Origin of the sequence: Streptomyces ovatisporus (assembly GCF_042653885.1) — a bacterium.
Taxonomy (GTDB): Bacteria; Actinomycetota; Actinomycetes; order Streptomycetales; family Streptomycetaceae; genus Streptomyces; species Streptomyces ovatisporus.
This window is the reverse complement of the sequence record NZ_JBHSFH010000011.1, coordinates 178,696-197,653: the sequence shown is the minus strand read 5'-3', so window position 1 is coordinate 197,653 and position 18,958 is coordinate 178,696. Positions and strand designations below refer to the sequence as shown.

18 protein-coding genes are annotated in these 18,958 nt (G+C 72.1%); 11 read left to right on the top strand and 7 right to left on the bottom strand.

Features of this window, described 5'->3' with window-relative positions; all coding sequences use genetic code 11:
* The 3 genes from ACFPA8_RS20705 to ACFPA8_RS20695 form a co-directional block, all read left to right on the top strand.
* A partial coding sequence (locus tag ACFPA8_RS20705) for a multicopper oxidase domain-containing protein (RefSeq protein ID WP_386450699.1) occupies positions 1–876 on the top strand: 876 nt, incomplete at its 5' end.
* 214 nt (positions 877–1,090) lie between these two features.
* Entirely contained in the window at positions 1,091–1,294 is a 204-nt protein-coding gene (locus ACFPA8_RS20700; protein WP_028434629.1) for a cold-shock protein, read from the top strand.
* A gap of 164 nt (positions 1,295–1,458) precedes the next feature.
* Positions 1,459–3,033, top strand: coding sequence for a DEAD/DEAH box helicase (locus tag ACFPA8_RS20695; protein WP_386450697.1), 1,575 nt, complete (start codon positions 1,459–1,461; stop codon positions 3,031–3,033).
* Positions 3,034–3,163: 130 nt separating this feature from the next.
* On the opposite strand, the gene ACFPA8_RS20690 is transcribed toward ACFPA8_RS20695, so the two are convergent.
* Positions 3,164–4,045 carry an MBL fold metallo-hydrolase gene (locus ACFPA8_RS20690; protein WP_386450695.1) on the bottom strand — a complete coding sequence of 294 codons (882 nt, stop codon included), beginning with the start codon at positions 4,043–4,045 and terminating at the stop codon, positions 3,164–3,166.
* A 281-nt stretch (positions 4,046–4,326) separates the two neighbouring features.
* Between ACFPA8_RS20690 and ACFPA8_RS20685 the strand changes: the two genes are divergently transcribed.
* Together ACFPA8_RS20685 and ACFPA8_RS20680 are read left to right on the top strand one after the other, a co-directional pair.
* Entirely contained in the window at positions 4,327–5,616 is a 1,290-nt protein-coding gene (locus ACFPA8_RS20685) for an ATP-grasp domain-containing protein (RefSeq protein ID WP_386450693.1), read from the top strand.
* A 42-nt stretch (positions 5,617–5,658) separates the two neighbouring features.
* Positions 5,659–7,683, top strand: coding sequence for a CocE/NonD family hydrolase (locus ACFPA8_RS20680; protein WP_386450691.1), 2,025 nt, complete (start codon positions 5,659–5,661; stop codon positions 7,681–7,683).
* Between the two features lie 32 nt (positions 7,684–7,715).
* On the opposite strand, the gene ACFPA8_RS20675 is transcribed toward ACFPA8_RS20680, so the two are convergent.
* On the bottom strand, positions 7,716–7,970 hold the full coding sequence (locus ACFPA8_RS20675) for a hypothetical protein (RefSeq protein WP_386450689.1): 255 nt from the start codon (positions 7,968–7,970) through the stop codon (positions 7,716–7,718).
* A gap of 22 nt (positions 7,971–7,992) precedes the next feature.
* Between ACFPA8_RS20675 and ACFPA8_RS20670 the strand changes: the two genes are divergently transcribed.
* Both ACFPA8_RS20670 and ACFPA8_RS20665 read left to right on the top strand, forming a co-directional pair.
* Positions 7,993–9,273, top strand: coding sequence for a carboxylate-amine ligase (locus ACFPA8_RS20670; RefSeq protein ID WP_386450687.1), 1,281 nt, complete (start codon positions 7,993–7,995; stop codon positions 9,271–9,273).
* Positions 9,270–10,295: an iron-containing redox enzyme family protein gene (locus ACFPA8_RS20665; RefSeq protein WP_386450685.1), complete on the top strand. Its 1,026-nt coding sequence runs from the start codon at positions 9,270–9,272 to the stop codon at positions 10,293–10,295. Before ACFPA8_RS20670 ends, ACFPA8_RS20665 begins: the two co-directional genes overlap by 4 nt.
* 155 nt (positions 10,296–10,450) lie before the next feature.
* Here the strand turns inward: ACFPA8_RS20665 and ACFPA8_RS20660 are convergent, their stop codons facing one another.
* The 3 genes from ACFPA8_RS20660 to ACFPA8_RS20650 all read right to left on the bottom strand — a co-directional run bounded on the left by ACFPA8_RS20660 (position 10,451) and on the right by ACFPA8_RS20650 (position 13,148).
* The gene (locus ACFPA8_RS20660; protein ID WP_386450683.1) at positions 10,451–10,753 is read right to left on the bottom strand and encodes a CDGSH iron-sulfur domain-containing protein; all 303 of its coding nucleotides are present in this window, start codon (positions 10,751–10,753) and stop codon (positions 10,451–10,453) included.
* Between the two features lie 64 nt (positions 10,754–10,817).
* Complete coding sequence (locus ACFPA8_RS20655) at positions 10,818–11,489, bottom strand: HemK2/MTQ2 family protein methyltransferase (protein WP_386450681.1); 672 nt, start codon at positions 11,487–11,489, stop codon at positions 10,818–10,820.
* Positions 11,490–11,624: 135 nt separating this feature from the next.
* Entirely contained in the window at positions 11,625–13,148 is a 1,524-nt protein-coding gene (locus ACFPA8_RS20650) for a hypothetical protein (RefSeq protein ID WP_386450679.1), read from the bottom strand.
* Between the two features lie 125 nt (positions 13,149–13,273).
* Between ACFPA8_RS20650 and ACFPA8_RS20645 the strand changes: the two genes are divergently transcribed.
* A complete protein-coding gene (locus tag ACFPA8_RS20645; RefSeq protein ID WP_386450677.1) occupies positions 13,274–14,182 on the top strand; it encodes a 2-dehydropantoate 2-reductase in 909 nt (302 codons plus the stop codon).
* 30 nt (positions 14,183–14,212) lie between these two features.
* On the opposite strand, the gene ACFPA8_RS20640 is transcribed toward ACFPA8_RS20645, so the two are convergent.
* Complete coding sequence (locus ACFPA8_RS20640) at positions 14,213–14,608, bottom strand: RNA-binding S4 domain-containing protein (RefSeq protein ID WP_386450675.1); 396 nt, start codon at positions 14,606–14,608, stop codon at positions 14,213–14,215.
* Positions 14,609–14,746: 138 nt separating this feature from the next.
* Positions 14,747–15,103: a PRC-barrel domain-containing protein gene (locus ACFPA8_RS20635; RefSeq protein WP_386450673.1), complete on the bottom strand. Its 357-nt coding sequence runs from the start codon at positions 15,101–15,103 to the stop codon at positions 14,747–14,749.
* Between the two features lie 190 nt (positions 15,104–15,293).
* On the opposite strand from ACFPA8_RS20635, the gene ACFPA8_RS20630 reads away from it, so the two are divergent.
* The 3 genes from ACFPA8_RS20630 to ACFPA8_RS20620 are packed head-to-tail and all read left to right on the top strand — an operon-like array spanning position 15,294 to position 18,948.
* Complete coding sequence (locus ACFPA8_RS20630) at positions 15,294–15,821, top strand: (2Fe-2S)-binding protein (RefSeq protein ID WP_386450671.1); 528 nt, start codon at positions 15,294–15,296, stop codon at positions 15,819–15,821.
* A complete protein-coding gene (locus tag ACFPA8_RS20625; protein ID WP_386450669.1) occupies positions 15,818–16,810 on the top strand; it encodes an FAD binding domain-containing protein in 993 nt (330 codons plus the stop codon). Before ACFPA8_RS20630 ends, ACFPA8_RS20625 begins: the two co-directional genes overlap by 4 nt.
* Positions 16,807–18,948 carry a xanthine dehydrogenase family protein molybdopterin-binding subunit gene (locus tag ACFPA8_RS20620; RefSeq protein WP_386450667.1) on the top strand — a complete coding sequence of 714 codons (2,142 nt, stop codon included), beginning with the start codon at positions 16,807–16,809 and terminating at the stop codon, positions 18,946–18,948. Before ACFPA8_RS20625 ends, ACFPA8_RS20620 begins: the two co-directional genes overlap by 4 nt.
* Positions 18,949–18,958 lie beyond the last annotated feature (10 nt).

Genomic DNA, 18,958 nt, shown 5'->3' with positions numbered 1-18,958 from the left:
CTTGCCGCTGCCGCGCCCGCCCGCGCGTCGGCGGCCGCCCCGCGACGCGCCGGAGCCGGCGGCGAGGTGCGCCACATGAAGCTCTACGCGGAGAGGCTGGGGGACGACCGGATCGGCTACGGCCTGGAGAAGGGCAAGGCGGCGGTACCCGGCCCCCTCATCGAGCTCGTCGAAGGCGACACCCTGCACGTCGAGTTCGAGAACACCACCGATGTCGCCGTCAGCCTCCACCCGCACGGCGTGGACTACGACCGGGCCAACGACGGCACGAAGATGAACGACAGCGTCGTGGAGCCGGGCGGCAGGCGCACCTACACCTGGCGCACCCACGCCCCGGGCAGGCGGAAGGACGGGACGTACCGGGCAGGCAGCGCCGGTTACTGGCACTACCACGACCACATCGTGGGAACCGAGCACGGTACCGGGGGAATCCGCGCGGGGCTCTACGGACCGCTCGTCGTGCGCAGGGAGGGCGACATCCTGCCGGACGAGCAACTCACCATCGTCTTCAACGACATGACGATCAACAACCTGCCCGAGGGCCCGGACTTCAAGGTCACCGTGAACGACCGGGTCGAGATCATCATGATCACGCACGGTGAGTACTACCACACGTTCCACGTGCACGGTCACCGCTGGGCCGACAACCGCACGGGGCTGCTGGAGGGCCCCGGCGATCCGAGCCGGGTCATCGACAACAAGATCACGGGCCCGGCCGACTCGTTCGGCTTCCAGATCATCGCCGGCGAGGAAGCGGGCGCCGGTGCGTGGATGTACCACTGCCACGTACAGAGCCATTCCGACATGGGCATGGCAGGACTGCTGCTGGTCGCAAAACCGGACGGCACGGTTCCCGGCCATGACCCGCATCACTGACGTGGATGTGCGTCACGCGGGTCCGGAGTGTGCTACGTTGAAGGCGTTGCAGTTTTGGTACCCATAAACTTGTGTGCGCCTGAAGGTTGTGACCTCAGGCGCATTTCTGTTTTCCGGTCTTCCTGGATTTTCCCGGTCTTCCTGGATGGGGTCATAGCGGCGACGGGGTCCCGCGCAGTGTGGGACTTCAGCTTTTGCCTTTGAAGGAGATCGCATGGCATCTGGCACCGTTAAGTGGTTCAACTCGGAAAAGGGCTTCGGCTTCATCGAGCAGGAGGGCGGCGGCGCGGACGTCTTCGCCCACTACTCGAACATCGCAGCCCAGGGCTACCGTGAGCTCCACGAGGGCCAGAAGGTGAACTTCGACGTCACTCAGGGCCAGAAGGGCCCGCAGGCGGAGAACATCACTCCTGCCTGAGCACCGAGCACTGTGAGCCGGGGCCCGCACCTGCGTGGTGCGGGCCCCGGTTCGCGCTCGGATCCCAGTTCTGAATTGCCGGCTCGTTCCTGTGGTTCTCCGTGCGGCCCTGCCGCTCCGGAGCCCTCCTCGACGCGTGCCGACCCGAGGAAGGTTCCCACTGAGTGAATCGCCCCATCCGCAACACCACCGGTTCTGCTGGCCGTACCTCCGAGCGCAGCGGCGGCCCGCGCCGCAACAACCGGCAGCGCTCCGGCCGCCCCCGCAGCACCGCCCCCAAGCGCCAGCCGGCAGGCCCGCCCAAGGAGTTCGCGCTGCCGGTCAGCACCACTCCCGCCCTGCCGCCGGTCAGCGCCTTCGCCGAACTCGACATGCCCGCGCCGCTGTTGGCGGCGCTCACGCAGCAGGGCGTCACCGTGCCGTTCCCCATCCAGGGGGCGACACTGCCCAATTCACTCGCCGGACGGGACGTTCTGGGCCGCGGACGCACCGGGTCGGGCAAGACCCTCGCCTTCGGCCTCGCGCTGCTGGCCCGTACCGCTTCCCGGCGTGCCGAGCAGCGCAAGCCGCTGGCGCTCGTCCTGGTCCCCACCAGGGAACTCGCCCAGCAGGTCACCGACGCGCTCGCCCCGTACGCCCGTCCGCTGCAGCTGCGGCTCGCGACGGTCGTCGGCGGCATGGCGATCTCCCGGCAGACCAACGCGCTGCGCAGCGGCGCCGAGGTGCTCGTCGCCACTCCGGGGCGGCTGAAGGACCTCATCGACCGGGGCGACTGCAGCCTGGAGGACGTGCGGATCTCGGTGCTCGACGAGGCCGACCAGATGGCCGACATGGGCTTCCTTCCGCAGGTCACCGGCCTGCTCAAGCAGGTTCCGGGTGACGGCCAGCGCATGCTCTTCTCCGCCACGCTCGACCGCGAGGTCGACCGGCTCGTGCGGATGTTCCTGACCGACCCGGTCGTCCACTCCGTCGACGCCTCCGCGGGTGCCGTCACCGAGATGGACCACCACGTCGTCCACGTGGCGAGCACCGACAAGGTCGACACCGCCACGCGGATCGCCGCCCGCGACGGACGGGTGCTGATGTTCCGCGACACCAAGCGCTCCGTGGACCGTCTGACGAAGGACCTGCTGCGCAACGGCGTACGGGCGGCGGCGCTGCACGGCGGCAAGTCGCAGTCGCAGCGCAACCGTGCCCTCGAACACTTCAAGACCGGTCATGTCACCGTTCTGGTGGCCACCAACGTGGCGGCGCGCGGCATCCACATCGACGACCTCGACCTCGTCGTGAACGTCGACCCGCCCACCGACCACAAGGACTACCTGCACCGCGGCGGACGCACCGCCCGCGCGGGCGCTTCGGGAAGCGTGCTCACCCTCGTCCTCCCCGAGGAGCGGCGGGAGATGAACCGGCTCATGACGGCCGTCGGCATCAGCGCGCAGACGATGACCGCTGCCTCGCGGGACGCGGACCTCGTACGCCTCACCGGGGCGCGCGAGCCGTCGGGTGTGCCCGTGACCGTCGCCGCACCCGAGGCGGCCCAGCCCCGCGGACGTGGCGGAAACCGCAGCCGCGGAGGCGGAAGCGGCACCGCGACCCGGGGCGCGGGCGGCGCCGGGCGCGGTGCGGGCGGCGGACGGCCGCGTCGCCAGACCGGACGGCGCCGGACGGCCGTGCCGGCGGCGGGCCCGGGCTACCGCCCGGTGGACAGCGCCGCGCGGGGCCGCAAGGCGGCGTAACGCCCGAGCGGAGAACGCACAGGAGCGGTCCGGCAGTCGAAAAGGCTGCCGGACCGCTCCTGTGCTGTGTGTCCCGGAGATCCCGACGACTCGACGACCAGCCGGGAGACTGTCGGGCCCGTTCCTGCCGTCAGCTCCCTCCGACGGCCGACGGCGCAGCCGTACGCCGAGTCTCCGTCACCTGCGGGCCCGGTCCCGCCACGAAGCTCGCGCCCCGCGGACAGTGCACCAGCCGGGAGCCGAAGCCGCGCCGCCGGGCCTCGGCGACGAAGTCGCTCAGCGGCGACTTCATCACGGTGTAGTCGTCGTAGTGGACGGGCAGGACGAGCGCCGGATCGACGATGTCCAGCAGGTCCCCACCCTGCCGTCCGTCCATCGTCACCACGAAGCCGCCCGGGAGCCTCGTCCCGCCCAGGTGGAAGACGCCCAGATGGATGTCCGGGAAGCGCTCGGTGATCTCACGCAGGCCGGCGAACGGCAGGGTGTCGCCCGAGAGGTAGATCCGCAGGCTGATCTCCCCGCCGGGGCCGGCGAACTCCACGATGCTTCCCATGACGGGCGGCAGCAGCCGCCGCAGCGCGGCTGAGCCCGCGTGCCTGCCGGGCACCGCCGTGACGCGGACCCGGAATCCCTCCTTGAACAGGTCGTGGCTCTGCCAGGTGGCCAGCCCCGTCGCGCGGTGGAAGCCCTGGAGTCCCTGCAGACGGCGCGAGGCGTGCGGTGTCGTGAGGACCGGCAGGCCGGGGTCCAGGCGACGGCGGGCGGCACGGTCCCAGTGGTCGCCGTGCAGATGCGAGAGCACCACGGCGTCGAGACCGGCCGGAAGCCCGCCCGGCGGCAGCGCCGGCTCGGTCAGGCGGCGCGTGAGGAGCCCGTACCCGAGGTGCGCGAGCTGGCCGCGGTGCAGGAGATTCGGGTCGGTCAGCAGCGTGACCGGCCCGTAGCGCAGCAGCAGCGTGGCGTTGCCGACGAAGTGGATCTCGGCGGCGCCGTGCGGCAGTCGGTCCTTCATGGTCGCCTCCTTGGGGCCGGGCCGAACGGGCCGAACGGGCCGAACAGGCCGAACGAGCCCGGCCGGGCACGACGGCCGGATGCCCGCGGAAGTCCGGAGCGGCTCCGCGGTCGGTCCGTCATGTACGGGTTCCTGCCGGAACGTCCATGTGCCCCGTCGCAGGGATCCGGACACCTTGCGGCCCCGGGAGACCGGGATCACCTGTGCGTGAGGTTCGAAGACCGGCGCACGGGTACCGCAGTGGACCCGTACGGACCAGTCACGTCGGTAAGGAGACACGGGTGAGCCGCAAGAACATCTTCGTCCTCGGGATGGACGAAGCGAACCTGACGGTCCTGCGCGAGGTCCCGAACGCGGAACGCTACGCCTTCCATCCCCTCCTGGATGTCGGAGAGCTGCAGGTCGGGGAGGTCTCGATCCCCGACCTGCTGGAGAAGGCACGGGCGCAGCTCGACGCCTTCGACGGCAGCATCGACGCCATCGTCGGCTACTGGGACTTCCCGGTGAGCACCATCGTGCCGATCCTGTGCGGGGAGTACGGGCTGCGCAGCGCAAGCCTGGAGTCGGTCGTCAAGTGCGAGCACAAGTACTGGAGCCGGCTGGAGCAGTCGAAGGTCATCAAGGAGCACCCCCGCTTCGGGCTCGTCTCCCTGGAGGAGGAGAACCCGCAGCCGCCCGAGGGCATGAGCTTCCCGATGTGGCTGAAGCCGGTGAAGTCCTTCTCGTCGGAGCTGGCCTTCGGAGTGGACGACGAGAAGGAGTTCCAGGACGCCGTCAAGGAGATCCGCGAGGGAATCCACCGCATCGGACGGCCCTTCGAGTACGTCCTGGAGCAACTGGATCTCCCCGAGGAGATCGCCGGCGCCGGCGGCCAGGCCTGCCTCGCCGAGGCGTCCCTCACCGGCGTGCAGGCAGCGGTCGAGGGCTACGTGCACGAGGGCAGGATCACGGTCTACGGCGCGCTGGACTCCATCAACTTTCCGGACAGCTCCAGCTTCATGCGGCACCAGTACCCCTCGGCCCTGCCCGAGCCCGTACAGCGGCGGCTCAAGGACGTCTCGAAGCGGGTGATCGAGCAGGTCGGCATGGACAACGCCACCTTCAGCGTCGAGTTCTTCTACGACGCCGCCCACGACGAGATCAATCTGCTGGAGATCAACCCGCGGCACTCCCAGTCGCACGCGGAGCTGTTCGAGTACGTCGACGGCGTCTCCAACCACCACGCCATGATCAGCCTGGCGCTCGGGGAGGACCCCGGGCTCACGCCCATGCACGGCGAGTACGCGGTGGCCGCCAAGTGGTACCACCGGTGGTTCACCGACGGGATCGTCAAGCGCGTCCCCACCCGCGAGGAGCTCGAGCAGGTCGAGCGGGACATCCCCGGCGTGAAGATCGACGTGGTCCCGTCCGAAGGCCGGCAGCTATCCGAGATGCCCGGCCAGGACAGCTACAGCTACGAACTCGCGCACATCTTCGTCGGCGCCGACAGTGAGGACGAGATGCGCGAGAAGCACGACCGCGCTCTGGCGGCACTGCCCTTCGAGGTCGAGGACCCCACCGCCGGCCGGTGACGCAGCCCGACGAGACACCATCAGCAAAGGAGCATGCAGGTCATGCGCTTCGTGACCAACTTGCCCCACAAGACCGAGGAAGAGGAGCACGTCCGCATCCCGGTCTCCGACGGCACACGCCTCGCTGCGCGCGTCTGGCGCCCGGTGACCTCGCACGAGGAGCCGGTACCGGCGGTGCTGGAGTACATCCCCTACCGCAAGCGCGACCTGACGGCCGTGCGCGACTCCATGCACCACCCCTACATCGCGGGTCACGGCTACGCCTGTGTACGCGTCGACCTGCGCGGCACGGGCGAGTCCGAGGGCGTACTCGCGGACGAATACCTGGAGCAGGAGCAGTCCGACGCGGAGGACGTCCTCGCGTGGATCGCCGAGCAGCCGTGGTGCAACGGGCGCATCGGGATGATGGGCATCTCCTGGGGCGCCTTCAGCGCACTCCAGGTGGCCGCACGCAGGCCGCCCAACCTGGAGGCCGTCGTGATCGCCTCCTTCACGGACGACCGGTACGCCGACGACATGCATTACATGGGCGGCTGTCTGCTCTCCGACAACCTGGCGGAGGCGGGCACGATGTTCGCCTACTCCACGTGTCCGCCCGACCCGGCGCTGGTGGGGGAGCGGTGGCGCGACATGTGGTTCGAGCGCCTGGAGAACACCCGGCCCTGGGCGCTCGAGTGGCTCCGTCACCAGCGCCGCGACGACTACTGGCGGCACGCCTCGGTCTGTGAGGACTACGCGAGCGTGCAGTGCCCCGTCCTCGCCTCCAGCGGGTGGGCCGACGGCTACTCGAACGCCGTCACGCGGCTGCTGGCGAATCTGGACGTGCCCCGCAAGGGCCTGATCGGGCCGTGGTCGCACAAGTTCCCGCACCTCGGGCAGCCCGGTCCGGCCATCGGCTACCTCCAGGAGGTGGTCCGGTGGTGGGACCACTGGCTCAAGGACGAGGACAACGGAGCGATGGACGGTCCCATGCTGCGGACCTGGATGCAGGAGAGCGTGCCGCCTTCGACGTCCTACGAGGAGCGCCCCGGACGCTGGGTGGGTGAGCGGACCTGGCCCTCCCCGTACATCGAGCGTGTCTCCCGTCCCTTGAGCAGGCACACCGTCAACGAGCCCGGCGCGACAGTCGGTGACGAGGAGCTGACGGTGCAGTCGCCTCTGTCCGTCGGCCAGTTCGCCGGCAAGTGGGCCTCCTACAGCGCACCGCCCGACCTCCCCTACGACCAGCGCGAGGAGGACGGCGGCTCGCTCGTCTTCGACACCGAGGCCCTGACCGAACGGGTGGAGATCCTGGGCACGCCCTCGGTGGAGCTCGAGTTCTCCGTGAGCGAGCCGGTGGCGATGGTGGCGGCCCGCCTGTCCGACGTGGCGCCCGACGGCAGGGCGACACGGGTGACGTACGGCCTGCTGAACCTCACCCGCCGGGACGGCACCGACGAACCGGAACCGCTGGAGCCGGGCCGCCGCTACCGCGCCACCGTGCAGCTCAACGGCGTGGGGCAGGCGTTCCCGCCGGGCCACCGCATCCGGCTGTCCCTCTCCACGTCGTACTGGCCGCTGGCGTGGCCTCCGCCGAAGCCCGTGCTGCTGACCGTGTACGCGGGCGGCAGCACGCTGACGCTGCCGGTGCGTCCGGCCTCCGAGGAGGGGGAGATGCGCAGCAAACCCTTCGAGGAGCCCGAGGGCACGCCGCCCATCGAGGTCACCTACAGGACTCCGGTCGACTCGCGCTGGGAGGTGAAGCGGGACCTCGTCGGCTACGGGTCCGCCCTGGAGATCCTCAAGGACGCCGGAACGGTCCACTTCGAGGACATCGACCTCGACGTGCACCGCAAGGCGTGCGAGCGCTACGACTCCGTCGCCGACGACTTCGAGTCGGCGCGCGGAGAGTCGGCCTGGACGATGGCCTTCTCGCGTGACGAGTGGGACGTCCGTACCGAGACCCGTACCGTGCTGACCTCCACCGACACGGAGTTCCTGCTGCACGCCACGCTCGACGGGTACGAAGGGGACCGGCGGGTCTTCTCGCGCACCTGGAACGAGCGCGTACCGCGCGACTTCCTCTAGCGAGTCCCGGGCCCCGACGAGCGCCCCGGGACTCACGCCGTCAGGACGCCGGTGGCGAGGGCGGTGGCGCGGAGGCTGTCGGTGAACCGGAAGGTGCGCTGCCGCGCCGGTTCCCGCCTGGTCTCCCGGTTCGGTCTCCCGCCCTGCCCGGCCCGTCCCGTCCCGTCCCGGTCCGGCGGCTCGTCCCGGCCGTCGGCCCGGGACGGACGGTGCCGTTTACCCCCCTGGGCCGAGGGCACTCCGTCCTCGGCCCGTCCGCCCACCCACCGCCGCACGTCAGGAGCCACCGCCGCACGTCAGGAGGGTCCGATGGCTGACGCAGCTCCCGTGACCGCAGCGCCCGCCGCAGCGGCGGAAGCGCGTGCGGCGGGCGCCGTCCCGTCGCCGCCGGGGCACGGGCCCCTCACCGTGGGCGTCGAGGAGGAGTTCCTGCTCGTCGACGGGGAGACCGGCAGGCCCGTGGCCTGCGCGGCGGACGTCCTGGACGACGCGGCCACTGGTGCGCCCCTGCCGGGCGGCACGCAGCTCAAGCGGGAACTGCTCGCGTGCCAGGCCGAGGTGACCTCCGGCGTCTGCACCGGCCTCGACGAACTGGCGGACCAGCTTCACGCGGGCCGGCAGCGGCTGGCGGCAGCGGCGCAGCGTACGGGGCTGCGGCCGGTGGCGACCGGAACTCCCGTGCTCGCAGGCCCGTACGCTGCGCTGAGCGAGGGCCCGCGCTACGAGCACATCTCGCGCATCTACGAGGGCGTCGTCGCCGACTACGAGGCGTGCGGCTGCCACGTCCACGTCGGCGTCCCTGACCGCGGGACGGCCGTTGCAGTCGTCAACCACCTGCGTCCGTGGCTGCCCTCCCTGCTCGCCCTCTCCGTCAACTCGCCCTTCCACGACGGCCGCGACACCGGCTACGGCAGCTGGCGCATGGTGCTGCAGTCCCGTTTCCCCGGGGCCGGAGTCCCCCCGCACCAGCCCTCTCCCGCCGCCTACGACGCGCAGCTGGAGCGTCTGGTCGACTGCGGCGCCCTGGCCGACGTCCGGCAGAGCTTCTCCCTGGCACGGCCCTCGCCGTGCTTCCCCACGGTGGAGATCCGCGCGGCGGACGCCGCCGCCACCGTCGACGAGGCCGTACTGCAGGCGGCGCTCTCGCGCGCCCTGGTACGCACCGCTCTCGCGGCGCTCGAGGAGGGCCGGGAGGCGGTCCCCGTGGCCGATGAGGTCGCCGCCGCCGCCGTGTGGTCGGCGTCCCGCCACGGACTGCGCGGACCGGGCGTACATCCGCGGCTGGAGCGGAAGGCGGCTCCGCTCACGCTCGTGCACGAACTGCTCGCGTACGTCGCGCCGGCGCTCGACGAGAGCGGCGACCTGGACCGTGTACGACGGCTCCTGGCAGCCGTCGTGAAGCACGGGACAGGGGCGGAACGGCAGCGGGACGCCGCAGCATCCGCCCCTCGCCGGGACCTGCGTGCCGTCGTGGACCATCTCGCGCGGGAGACCGTGAGTACGCCCGCGTTCCAGCTCCCGGGTTCAGCCACCGCCCTGCGGACCGCTCCCGCAGCGCCCCGGCCCGACACGACTCGGAGGACCTCATGACCGGCCCGGCCGCATCACCGCGCGTGGCGTCGGACGAGGGTGCGGCGCCGCTGCCACAGCCACGGGGCCCCCTCTCCGCGGCGGTTCTCGGCGCCCTCCGTCTCCGGCCGGGCGTGGCGTGCCGCTGGCCCCCCGTCCCCGTCGACGACCCCTTCGGCGAGGACGTCCAGCTGACGCTCCACCTGTGCTACGAGCTGCACTACAGAGGGCTGCGGGGCGTGGACTCCGCATGGGAGTGGGACCCCGGGCTGCTGCGGCTGCGCGGCCAGCTGGAACAGCTCTTCCTGGAGGGGCTGCGTGCGCATTCCGCAGGTGGCGACGATGCCGCGGCGGAGCTGGACGCGCTGCTGGTGGAACCCGCCGGCGGTGCCGGGCTCTCCCGCCGCCTGGCCGAGCAGGGGGAGTGGTGGCAGATGCGGGAGTACCTCGTGCACCGCTCGGTCTACCACCACAAGGAGGCCGACCCGCACGTCTGGGTCGTGCCGCGGCTGCACGGCCGGGCCAAGGCGTCGCTCGTCGCCGTCGAGTACGACGAGTTCGGAGGGGGCCGGGAGGAGCGGGTGCACGCCCGGCTCTACGCGGACCTGCTCGCCGGGGCGGAGCTGGACACCGGATACCTGCACTACCTGGACGGTGTTCCCGCACCCGCGATCGCGGTGGTCAACATGATGTCGCTGTTCGGGCTGCACCGCGGTCTGCGGGGCGCACTCGTGGGGCACTTCGCCGCCGCGGAGACCACGACGGCCCCCAGCGCCCGCCGGATGGTGCAGGCGCTGGAGCAGATGGGTGCGCATCCGGACTGCGTCTTCTTCTACAGCGAGCACATCGAGGCCGACGCCGTCCACGAACAGGTGATGCGACGGGACGTGGTGGGCGGCCTGCTGGAGAGCGATCCGCACCTCGCGGCGGACATCGTCCTGGGAGTCCAGGCGACCGGGTTGCTGGAGGACCGTCTCGCACAGCACATCGGCAGCGCCTGGGACGAGGGCCGCAGCTCACTGCGCTCCCCGTTGCCCTCCTGAAGCCGCGTGCGGGCCTGCGGCCCGTTCCTCCCTGCCCCGAACTCTCGAATCGCCCCGCTGACCCCTGTCCCTGGCCTCTGTCCCGCCGGCCCCTGCCCCGGCCTCTGTCCCGTCGGACCCTGCCCCTGGCCTCTGTCCCGCCGGCCCCTGTCCGGTCACCCGCCGTCCGGCTCCGCGCCCGTCTCCGTACCCGGCTCCGTGCCCGTCTCCGTACGCGCCGTCTGTTCCCGCGCGGGCCGCGACCGGCGCCGGTGGCTCGTGTCGCACCAGGGATGGCTGCGGCTGCGACGGCAGGCGCACAGGGCGACCATGAAGCGGTCGGACGTGACCGTACGGCCGTCCCCCAGGTCGACCTCGACGGGGCCCTCGACCAGGACGGGACCGGCGGGGTCGATCACCACCCGCCGCGCAGGGCGCTCACCGTCCCCGGCCCGTCCTGTCTGCCGGGCGCCTGCCACGCCCCCGGCCCCTTCCGTCTCCGGCGCCCGTCCCGAACCTGCGTCCCCTGCCGGACCGGGGCGCTCATCCTCCGCGCGGTGCGAGATCGGCACGTACGACCACCAACTCCTCTTCCCGCTGTCCCGGTTCGATCAGTCCCCGCTCCTCCAGCCAGGCCGCCCTCCCGCGCAGCACGGGTCCGAACGGTTTGCGGCTCCGACGGACGACCGCCGCCTTCAGGCCGCCTTCCCGCAACTGTCCGAGCGTGCGGTACGGGCCGCTGAGCGCGGAGTGCACGATCAGCATCACGCCGCCGGGTGCCAGCAGCCGGGGAGCCGCCGCGCACAGCCGGTCCAGGCACTCCCGTCCGTCCTCGCCCGCGTTCCAGGCACGTGCACCGCGCGCCGCCATCGGCAGGCCGTGGTCCCGGTCCGGGCACGGGACGTACGGGGGATTGGCTGTGATCACGTCGAAGCGGCCGGTGGGCCGGTCGAGGAAGTCGCCCCGGTGCACTGTGACCGGCAGTCGCCGCAGCCTGGCGTTCCAGCGTGCCGCCAGCGCGGCCCGCGCGGACAGATCCACGGCGTGCACGTCGGTGGCGCCCATGCGGGCTCCGACGAGAGCGACGAGGCCGGTCCCCGTGCAGATGTCGAGCATGCGTGACCCACGGGGCACGCCCGTGCGCCTGAGTGCCCCGAGCAGCAGATCCGTGTCGCCCTGCGGGGCGTACACCCCGGGCGGTCTCAGCAGCCACACAGACGATGAGTGCCTCGGCCGCCGCGGACCAAACAGCACCGGCGGCCGCGTCACACCAGGTCGGCCCGCACGTCACCCGGCAGGCACCGGGTCGGCCCACCGGTGGCCGGCGGCCCGGGTGGTCGCCCGGCCGGGTCAGCCCTGCCCCGCGGCCCGGTCACCGTGGGGCGACACGTACACCCGGTAGCCGGGCAGCTCGCGCAGCGGTGCCGACGGCCACCCGCGTGCCCAGCGCGGCGGGTCGCTGTGCCGCACGGTGACGGCCATCGCCTCGCGCCGCGCTGCGAGGGCACGCAGTCCGTCGCCGGTGATGCTGACGTCGTGGCCGCGTGACTGCCGGGACGAGCAGCCCGCGTAGTGGCTCATGGGCACGGCGAGCGGCCCGGTCAGTGTGCAGGGGGTCCGCAGGCCGAGCCTGTGCATCGTGGCGGCGGCTTCCGTCATCTGCCTCGTGACCTTGTGGTTGCGTTCCAGTACGGCGTTGAGCACCTGGTACTGCACGCCCAGGTGACAGCCCAGCAGAAGTGCCGGAAGGGCGATCAGCACGAGGGGCCGGCGGCCGTCGGGCCGCTCGGCGAAGGAACGCCGTACGCACTCGCCCACGGGGAGCGCGAGGAGCGCGTAGGAGGGCAGGAGGAAGCGCGGCGCGGCGTAACCCATCAGGAAGAGGTACGGCAGGGCGAGCACCACCGCGGTCACGGAGGCCAGTACGGCCGTGTCCCGTCGGCCCGCCCGGACGGCCGCCGTGATGCCGGCCGCGGCCAGCAGCGGTACCGCGAACCACCACAGCGCCGTCTGCGGCTGTTCCCACGCCATGTCGCAGGGGCGGCAGAGCATCCGCCCCTGCAGGGCGCGTACGTGGTCCCCGATGGCGATGTTCCAGCCCATGCCGCCCTGGATCTCGCTCGCGCGGTGCAGCCGCGTGAAGAGACCGCCGTAGGAGGTGAACGCCTCCACGAGCCAGGGTGCGGCCCCTGCCAGGGCTCCGGCCGGCAGCCCCCCGAGGACCGCCGGACGGCGCCAGTCCCGCACCACGAGCGCCGCGCCGCCCAGCGCCAGCACCAGCCAGGCGGCGTCCGGCGGACGCATCACCGCCACCGTGCCGACGGAGATCACGAGCCCCGCGAGGGCCGCCCGGTCGCGCGAGTACCGCACGCACCGCAGGAAGCAGCCCACCGCGGCCAGCGCGCCGAAGCCGCACCACAGGTTCGGCATGGCCTGGGGCCCGTAGAAGAGGCTGATCCACAGGCCGGAGAAGAGAGCACCGCCCCACGCGAGCACGGGTACGGGCAGCAGCCGGCGCCAGACCCACAGCGCGGCGAGGAGCCCCGCGCCGGACAGGACGGCGAGGAAGACGCGCAGCACGGTGGTGGAGGAGGTGAAGGCGGCCACCGGAGCCACCAGGTAGGAGATGCCGCGGGCGCGCGGTGCGCTGAAGAAGGCTGCGGGGGAGGGGCCGTCGACCTGGCTGACGTAGACCGTCTCGTCCCAGCCGAGCCCGGTCCCCGGAAGGACGAGGAGGAGCTGGACCAGTGTGTAGGCGGCGGCGACCAGCCCGAGGTGGAGCAGCGGACGCCCGGACGGCCCCGGCCCGTAGTAGGGGAGGCGTCTGAGGCGGTCTGTGACCGGTGCGCTCGGAGCTGCAGGCAGCACGTACATGGCCGAACCTCGTCCCGCTTGTGATAACCGGCAGAGAGCTCTATGCGTAACACCCGATATGTCGTTTTTGCGGTAATGGGAGCCCCGGGCCGGTCGCCCGGCAGCGGCCGCATACGATCGCCCGTATGCGTTCGACAGATTCACCCGCGCACATAGCGGTGATCGGCGCCGGCGCGGTCGGCGGCCTGACGGCCGTCTTCGCTCGCGAGGCCGGTCACGACGTCACCCTCTGCCTGCGGTCACCTCTCGACGAGCTGTCCATGGAGACGGACGGGGAGGAGCTCCGTCCCGACCTGCGCTTCGCGACGGCCCCCGAGGAAGTCCCGTACGCCGACTGGGTGTTCCTGACGACGAAGGTCCAGGACACCGGAGGCGCGGCAGGGTGGCTCCGCGGGCTGTGCGGTCCCGGCACCGTCGTCGCCGTCATCCAGAACGGCGTCGACCACGCCGAACGGGTACAGCCCCTGCTGCCGGAGGGCACGGAGTTGCTGCCGACGCTCGCCTACATGGCCGTCGAGCGGGTCGCACCCGGACGGATCGTGCACCACTTCTCCAGCGAACTGCACGTGCCGGAAGGGCCCACGGGAGACCGGTTCGAGCGGCTTCTGGACGGCAGCCGTCTGAAGGTCCGTACGGTCGCCGACTTCCGTACGGCCGCGTGGCGCAAGCTCTTCACGAACGTCGCGGCCAATCCGCTGACCGCGATCCTGAAGCAGCGCATGCACATCCTCGGCGACCCGGAGATGCGTGTGCTCGCCGAGGAGATCCTGCGCGAAGGCGTCGCCGTCGCGCAGGCGGAGGGCGCCGACGTGAGCGAGGCGGACGCGCAGCGAGCGCTGCGGCAGAACACCTCGGTGCCGCCCGACGGGGGAACGTCCATGCTCTACGACCGGCTGGCGGGGCGCCCCCTGGAGCACGAGCACATCACCGGCGCGGTCGTGCGGGCCGCCGAGCGGCACGGCATCGACGTGCCGCTCAACCGGATGCTGCTGACGATGCTGCGGGCCGTGGACCGCGAACTGCGGGCGGGCTGAGGTCCGTTCAGGGGCGGGCGCCCGTGCGGCTCACCTCGGCGGCCCGCCCTCGTGGAGGCCGCGCAGCCGCTCCATCTCCCGCCGGTCCCGCTTCGTCGGACGCCCCGCACCCCGGTCCCGCACCCCGGCCGGAGCGACGGCCTCGCGGGGCGGTGGCGGCGGGCTGTGGTCCGTGTAGCACTCCAGGGCCACGGGTGCTCCCACGCGTTTGCGCACCAGACGGGAGACGACCACCACGCGTTCGCGTCCCGCGTGGAACAGGCGCACCTGGTCGCCGGTGCGCACCGGGTGCGCGGGTTTGACGCGTTCCCCGTTGATCCGCACATGACCGGCGCGGCACGCCGAGGCGGCCATCGAACGGGTCTTCGTGAGCCGTACGGACCAGATCCAGCTGTCGATCCGTACGGACCCTCCCTCTGCAGCCATGTCCCGACTCTAGTGCTGTGGCCGGGCGTCGCGCGCCGGTGCGCCTTCCGTGCGCCTTCCGGTCGCAGCACGAGAGGCAACCGGCGTGCCCGGGCCCCGTCCGCCCGATCCGCGCGGCGGGTGAGGCAGCGCAGGGAGTCAGCGCCGGGCCAGCCGGCGCTCCCCGCCGGCACCGGTCTCGTAGTCCATTTCGTAGTGCGCGAAGACGGCTTCCTCCGCCTCGGCGGGCAGCTCGCCGTCGGTCTCGATCGACGGAGCCGAGCGCACGTCGCTCTTGGGGTGGGCGACCCGCAGATAGGAGGGGCCGACGGTCGCTCCGACCAGCGGCACGAAGACAAGACGGCGGCGGGTGGGCATGCCGACGGTGAGGGTGGCGAAGAAGGGCTTGTCGGTGCGCGTGTCGACGTAGATCGCCTCCAGGGTGCCGATCTTGCTGCCTCCGCGGTCGACCACGTCCCTGTCACGCCATTCGCGGATGTCGCCTGCCTCGAACATCTCGTGCCGTCCCTCCGCGCTGTCGGGCTTCCGGCCGCCCGTCCGAATCCGTGGTGTTCCGGCCTCCCGGCACCGGCCGCCGAGCACAGCTTGCCGCGCCCGGCGGGGCGCCGCACGCCGCCGGCGTCCGCAGGCGGCACGTGCACCGCATCAGGTTTGCCCCCGGCAGGGCCCGTGGTACTGGGGCGGGGTGGATTCACACCTGACCCTCCGCGTGGACGGCGAGCCCCGGTCGCTGACCGTGGACACCCGCACCACACTTCTCGACGCCCTGCGCGACCGCCTCGCCGTCACCTCGGCCAAGAAGGGCTGCGACCACGGGCAGTGCGGTTCCTGCACCGTGCTCCTCGACGGCCGACGCGTGGTCAGCTGTCTGACTTTCGCGGTCGCCCACGACGGCGCAGAGGTCGTCACCGCCGAGGGGCTCGCCGCGGCGGACGGCCGGCTGCACGCCCTCCAGCAGGCGTTCCTCGACCACGACGGTTTCCAGTGCGGTTACTGCACGCCCGGTCAGATCTGCTCGGCCGTCGGCATGCTGGCCGAGGCCGCAGCCGGACACCCCAGCACGGTGACCTCGGACGGGGACGGCTCCGGCGACTTCCCCCGTCCCGTGCCGCTGGACGACGAGGAGATCCGGGAGCGGATGAGCGGGAACCTGTGCCGCTGCGGCGCGTACGGCAACATCGTCGATGCGATCCGGGCGGTGGCCGGGCAGTGAAACCTTTCGACTACTCACGCGCGGTCGACGCCGGTGCCGCCGTCGCGGCCGTCATGGCACGCCCCGAGGCGGCCTTCCTGGCAGGCGGCACCAACCTCGTCGACCACATGAAGCTGGGCGTGGCGGGACCGGAGCTCCTCGTCGACGTGACCGGTCTGCCACTGGACCACGTCGAGGAACTGCCCGACGGCGGCCTGCGCATCGGCGCCACCGTCCGCAACAGCGACCTCGCCGCACACCCCCTCGTCCGCCGGCGCTTCCCGGTGCTCTCGCAGGCGCTGCTGGCCGGTGCGTCGGGGCAGTTGCGCAACGCCGCGACCACGGCGGGGAACCTGCTCCAGCGCACCCGGTGCGGCTACTTCCAGGACGTGACCACACCGTGCAACAAGCGGGAGCCGGGCTCCGGATGCGCGGCGATCGGCGGCTGGAACAGACACCACGCCGTGCTGGGTGCCTCGGAGTACTGCATCGCGGTGCACCCCTCGGACATGGCGGTCGCCGTGCGCGCGCTCGACGCCGTGGTCGTGGTGCTCGGCGAGGACGGTGAACGGCGCGTCCCTGTCGGCGAGTTCCACCGGCTGCCGGGCGACACACCCGAAGCCGACACCGTACTCGGACACGGTGAACTGATCACCGCGGTCGAGGTGCCGCCGCTGCCCGCCGGAGCACGCTCCGGCTACCGCAAGGTGCGTGACCGCGCGTCCTACGCCTTCGCGCTGGTCTCCGTCGCGGCAGTGGTGGAGACAGACGGACGCCGCGTACGCGAGGCGCGCATCGCGTTCGGCGGACTCGCGCACAGACCGTGGCGGGCGGCACGAGCGGAGGAGGCGCTGCGCGGCGCCCCCGCGACCGAGGACTCCTTCCGGCAGGCGGCCGAAGCCGAACTTCAGTCGGCGCGGCCACTACCCGGCAACGCCTTCAAGATCCCCCTGACGCGCAACACGCTCGCCTCCCTGCTGCGTGCACTCACCACGGAGGAGGGGCGATGACCCGCACCGACGGCGCGGCAGTGCAGCCCACCGAACCCCTGGAGCCCCTGAGCCCCCGCGTGATGGGGGCCTCGCCGGTGCGGCTGGACGGACCGGCCAAGGTGACCGGCACCGCGACCTACGCGTGGGAACACACACTGCGCGACCCGGTGTACGTCCATCCGCTGCAGGCGGCAGTCGCCCGCGGCCGGGTCGTGAGCATCGACACCCGTCGGGCGGAAGCCGTCGAGGGAGTCACCGCGGTGCTCACTCCGGGCAACGCCCCACGGCTCGCCGACGCCTCGGACCGCTCGCTCGCCGTGCTCCAGACCGGCGAGGTCGCCTTCCGGGGCCAGTTCGTCGGCGCGGTCCTGGCCGGGAGTCCCGAGACGGCGCGGCATGCCGCCTCACTCGTCGACGTCGTATACGAAGTGGAGCCGCACGACACGCAGTTGCACACCGGCCGTCGCGACCTCTACCGCCCGGAGAAGATCAACCCCGCCGACGAGGCCGACACCGAAGACGGCGACGTCGACGCGGCGCTCGCAGCCGCGCACGCCACGGTGGACGAGACCTACAGCACGCCGATGGAGCACAACAACCCGATGGAGCCGCACACATGCGTCGCCGTCTGGGAAGGCGCGAGCGACGGCGGCGAACCACGGCTGACGCTCTACGACTCCACCCAGTGGCCGTACGGGGTGCGCACGACCCTCGCCCAGCTGTTCGCCCTCGCCCCGGAGCGGGTGCGGGTGATCTCGCCGCACGTGGGCGGCGGCTTCGGATCGAAGGGGCTTCCGCATCCGCACAACGTGCTGGCCGTGCTGGCCGCAAGGACGGTGCCCGGACGTCCGGCCAAACTGGCGCTGACACGGCAGCAGATGTTCTCCCTCACGGGGTACCGCACGCCCACCGTGCAGCGCGTACGGCTCGGCGCCGACGCCGGGGGACGGCTCACCGCGATCTGTCACGAGGCCGTCGAACAGACCGCGAAATTCAAGGAGTTCGCCGAGCAGACGGCTGTGCAGAGCCGCATGATGTACGCCGCGCCCAACCGCCGCACCAGCCACCGGCTCGCAGCCCTCGACGTGCCCGCCCCCTCCTGGATGCGGGCGCCGGGAGAGGCGCCCGGGGCGTTCGCGGCCGAGTCCGCCATGGACGAACTCGCCCTGGTCCTCGGCCTCGACCCCGTCGAACTGCGCGTACGGAACGAGCCGGAGGTCCATCCGCGGAGCGGCCTGCCCTGGTCCGGCCGGCACCTCGTCGAATGTCTGCGCACCGGCGCCCGGCGCTTCGGCTGGGACGCCCGCACGGAGGCGGGCACGCGCCGCGAGGGGGACTGGCTCGTCGGGCTGGGCGTCGCCGGCAGCACGTATCCCGTCTACGGCGGACCGGGGTCCGTCGCCGAGATCGAGCGGACCGCCGACGGAGGTCATGCCGTACGCATCGCTGCCGTCGACCTGGGCACGGGCACCTGGACGGCGCTCACCCAGATCGCGGCCGACGCCCTCGGCTGTCCCTTCGACGCCGTGCACCTGGAGATCGGCGACACCGCCCTGCCCGCCGCCACCGTCGCCGGCGGCTCGGCGGGCATCACCGCGTGGGGCTCCACGATCGTCGCCGCCGCACGGGAGTTCCGCGCCGAGCACGGCGAGGACCCGGCCCCCGGGGCACGCACCCGCTCCGGAATGCCCGGCAACCCCGACATGCAGCACTACGCCGTGCACTCCTTCGGGGCGCAGTTCGCCGAGGCGCGTGTGCACGCCGACACCGGCGAGGTGCGCGTGCCCCGCATGCTCGGCGTCTTCTCCGCCGGGCGCATCATCAACCCCCGTACCGCACGCTCCCAGTTCATCGGCGGCATGATCATGGGGATGTCCATGGCCCTGTTCGAGGAGAGCGTCTTCGACCACGGCACGGGGCACGTCGTCAACCACGACTTCGCCCAGTACCACATCCCCACCAGTGCCGACGTCCTGGACATCGAGGCCACGTGGCTGGACGGACCGGACCCGCACGCCGGCCCGACGGGCGCCAAGGGCATCGGCGAGATCGGCATCGTCGGCAGCCCGGCCGCCGTCGTCAACGCCGTGCACAACGCGACGGGCGTCCGCGTGCGGGACCTGCCGGTCACCCCCGACAAGCTGCTGAGGCACTGAAGACGCGTAG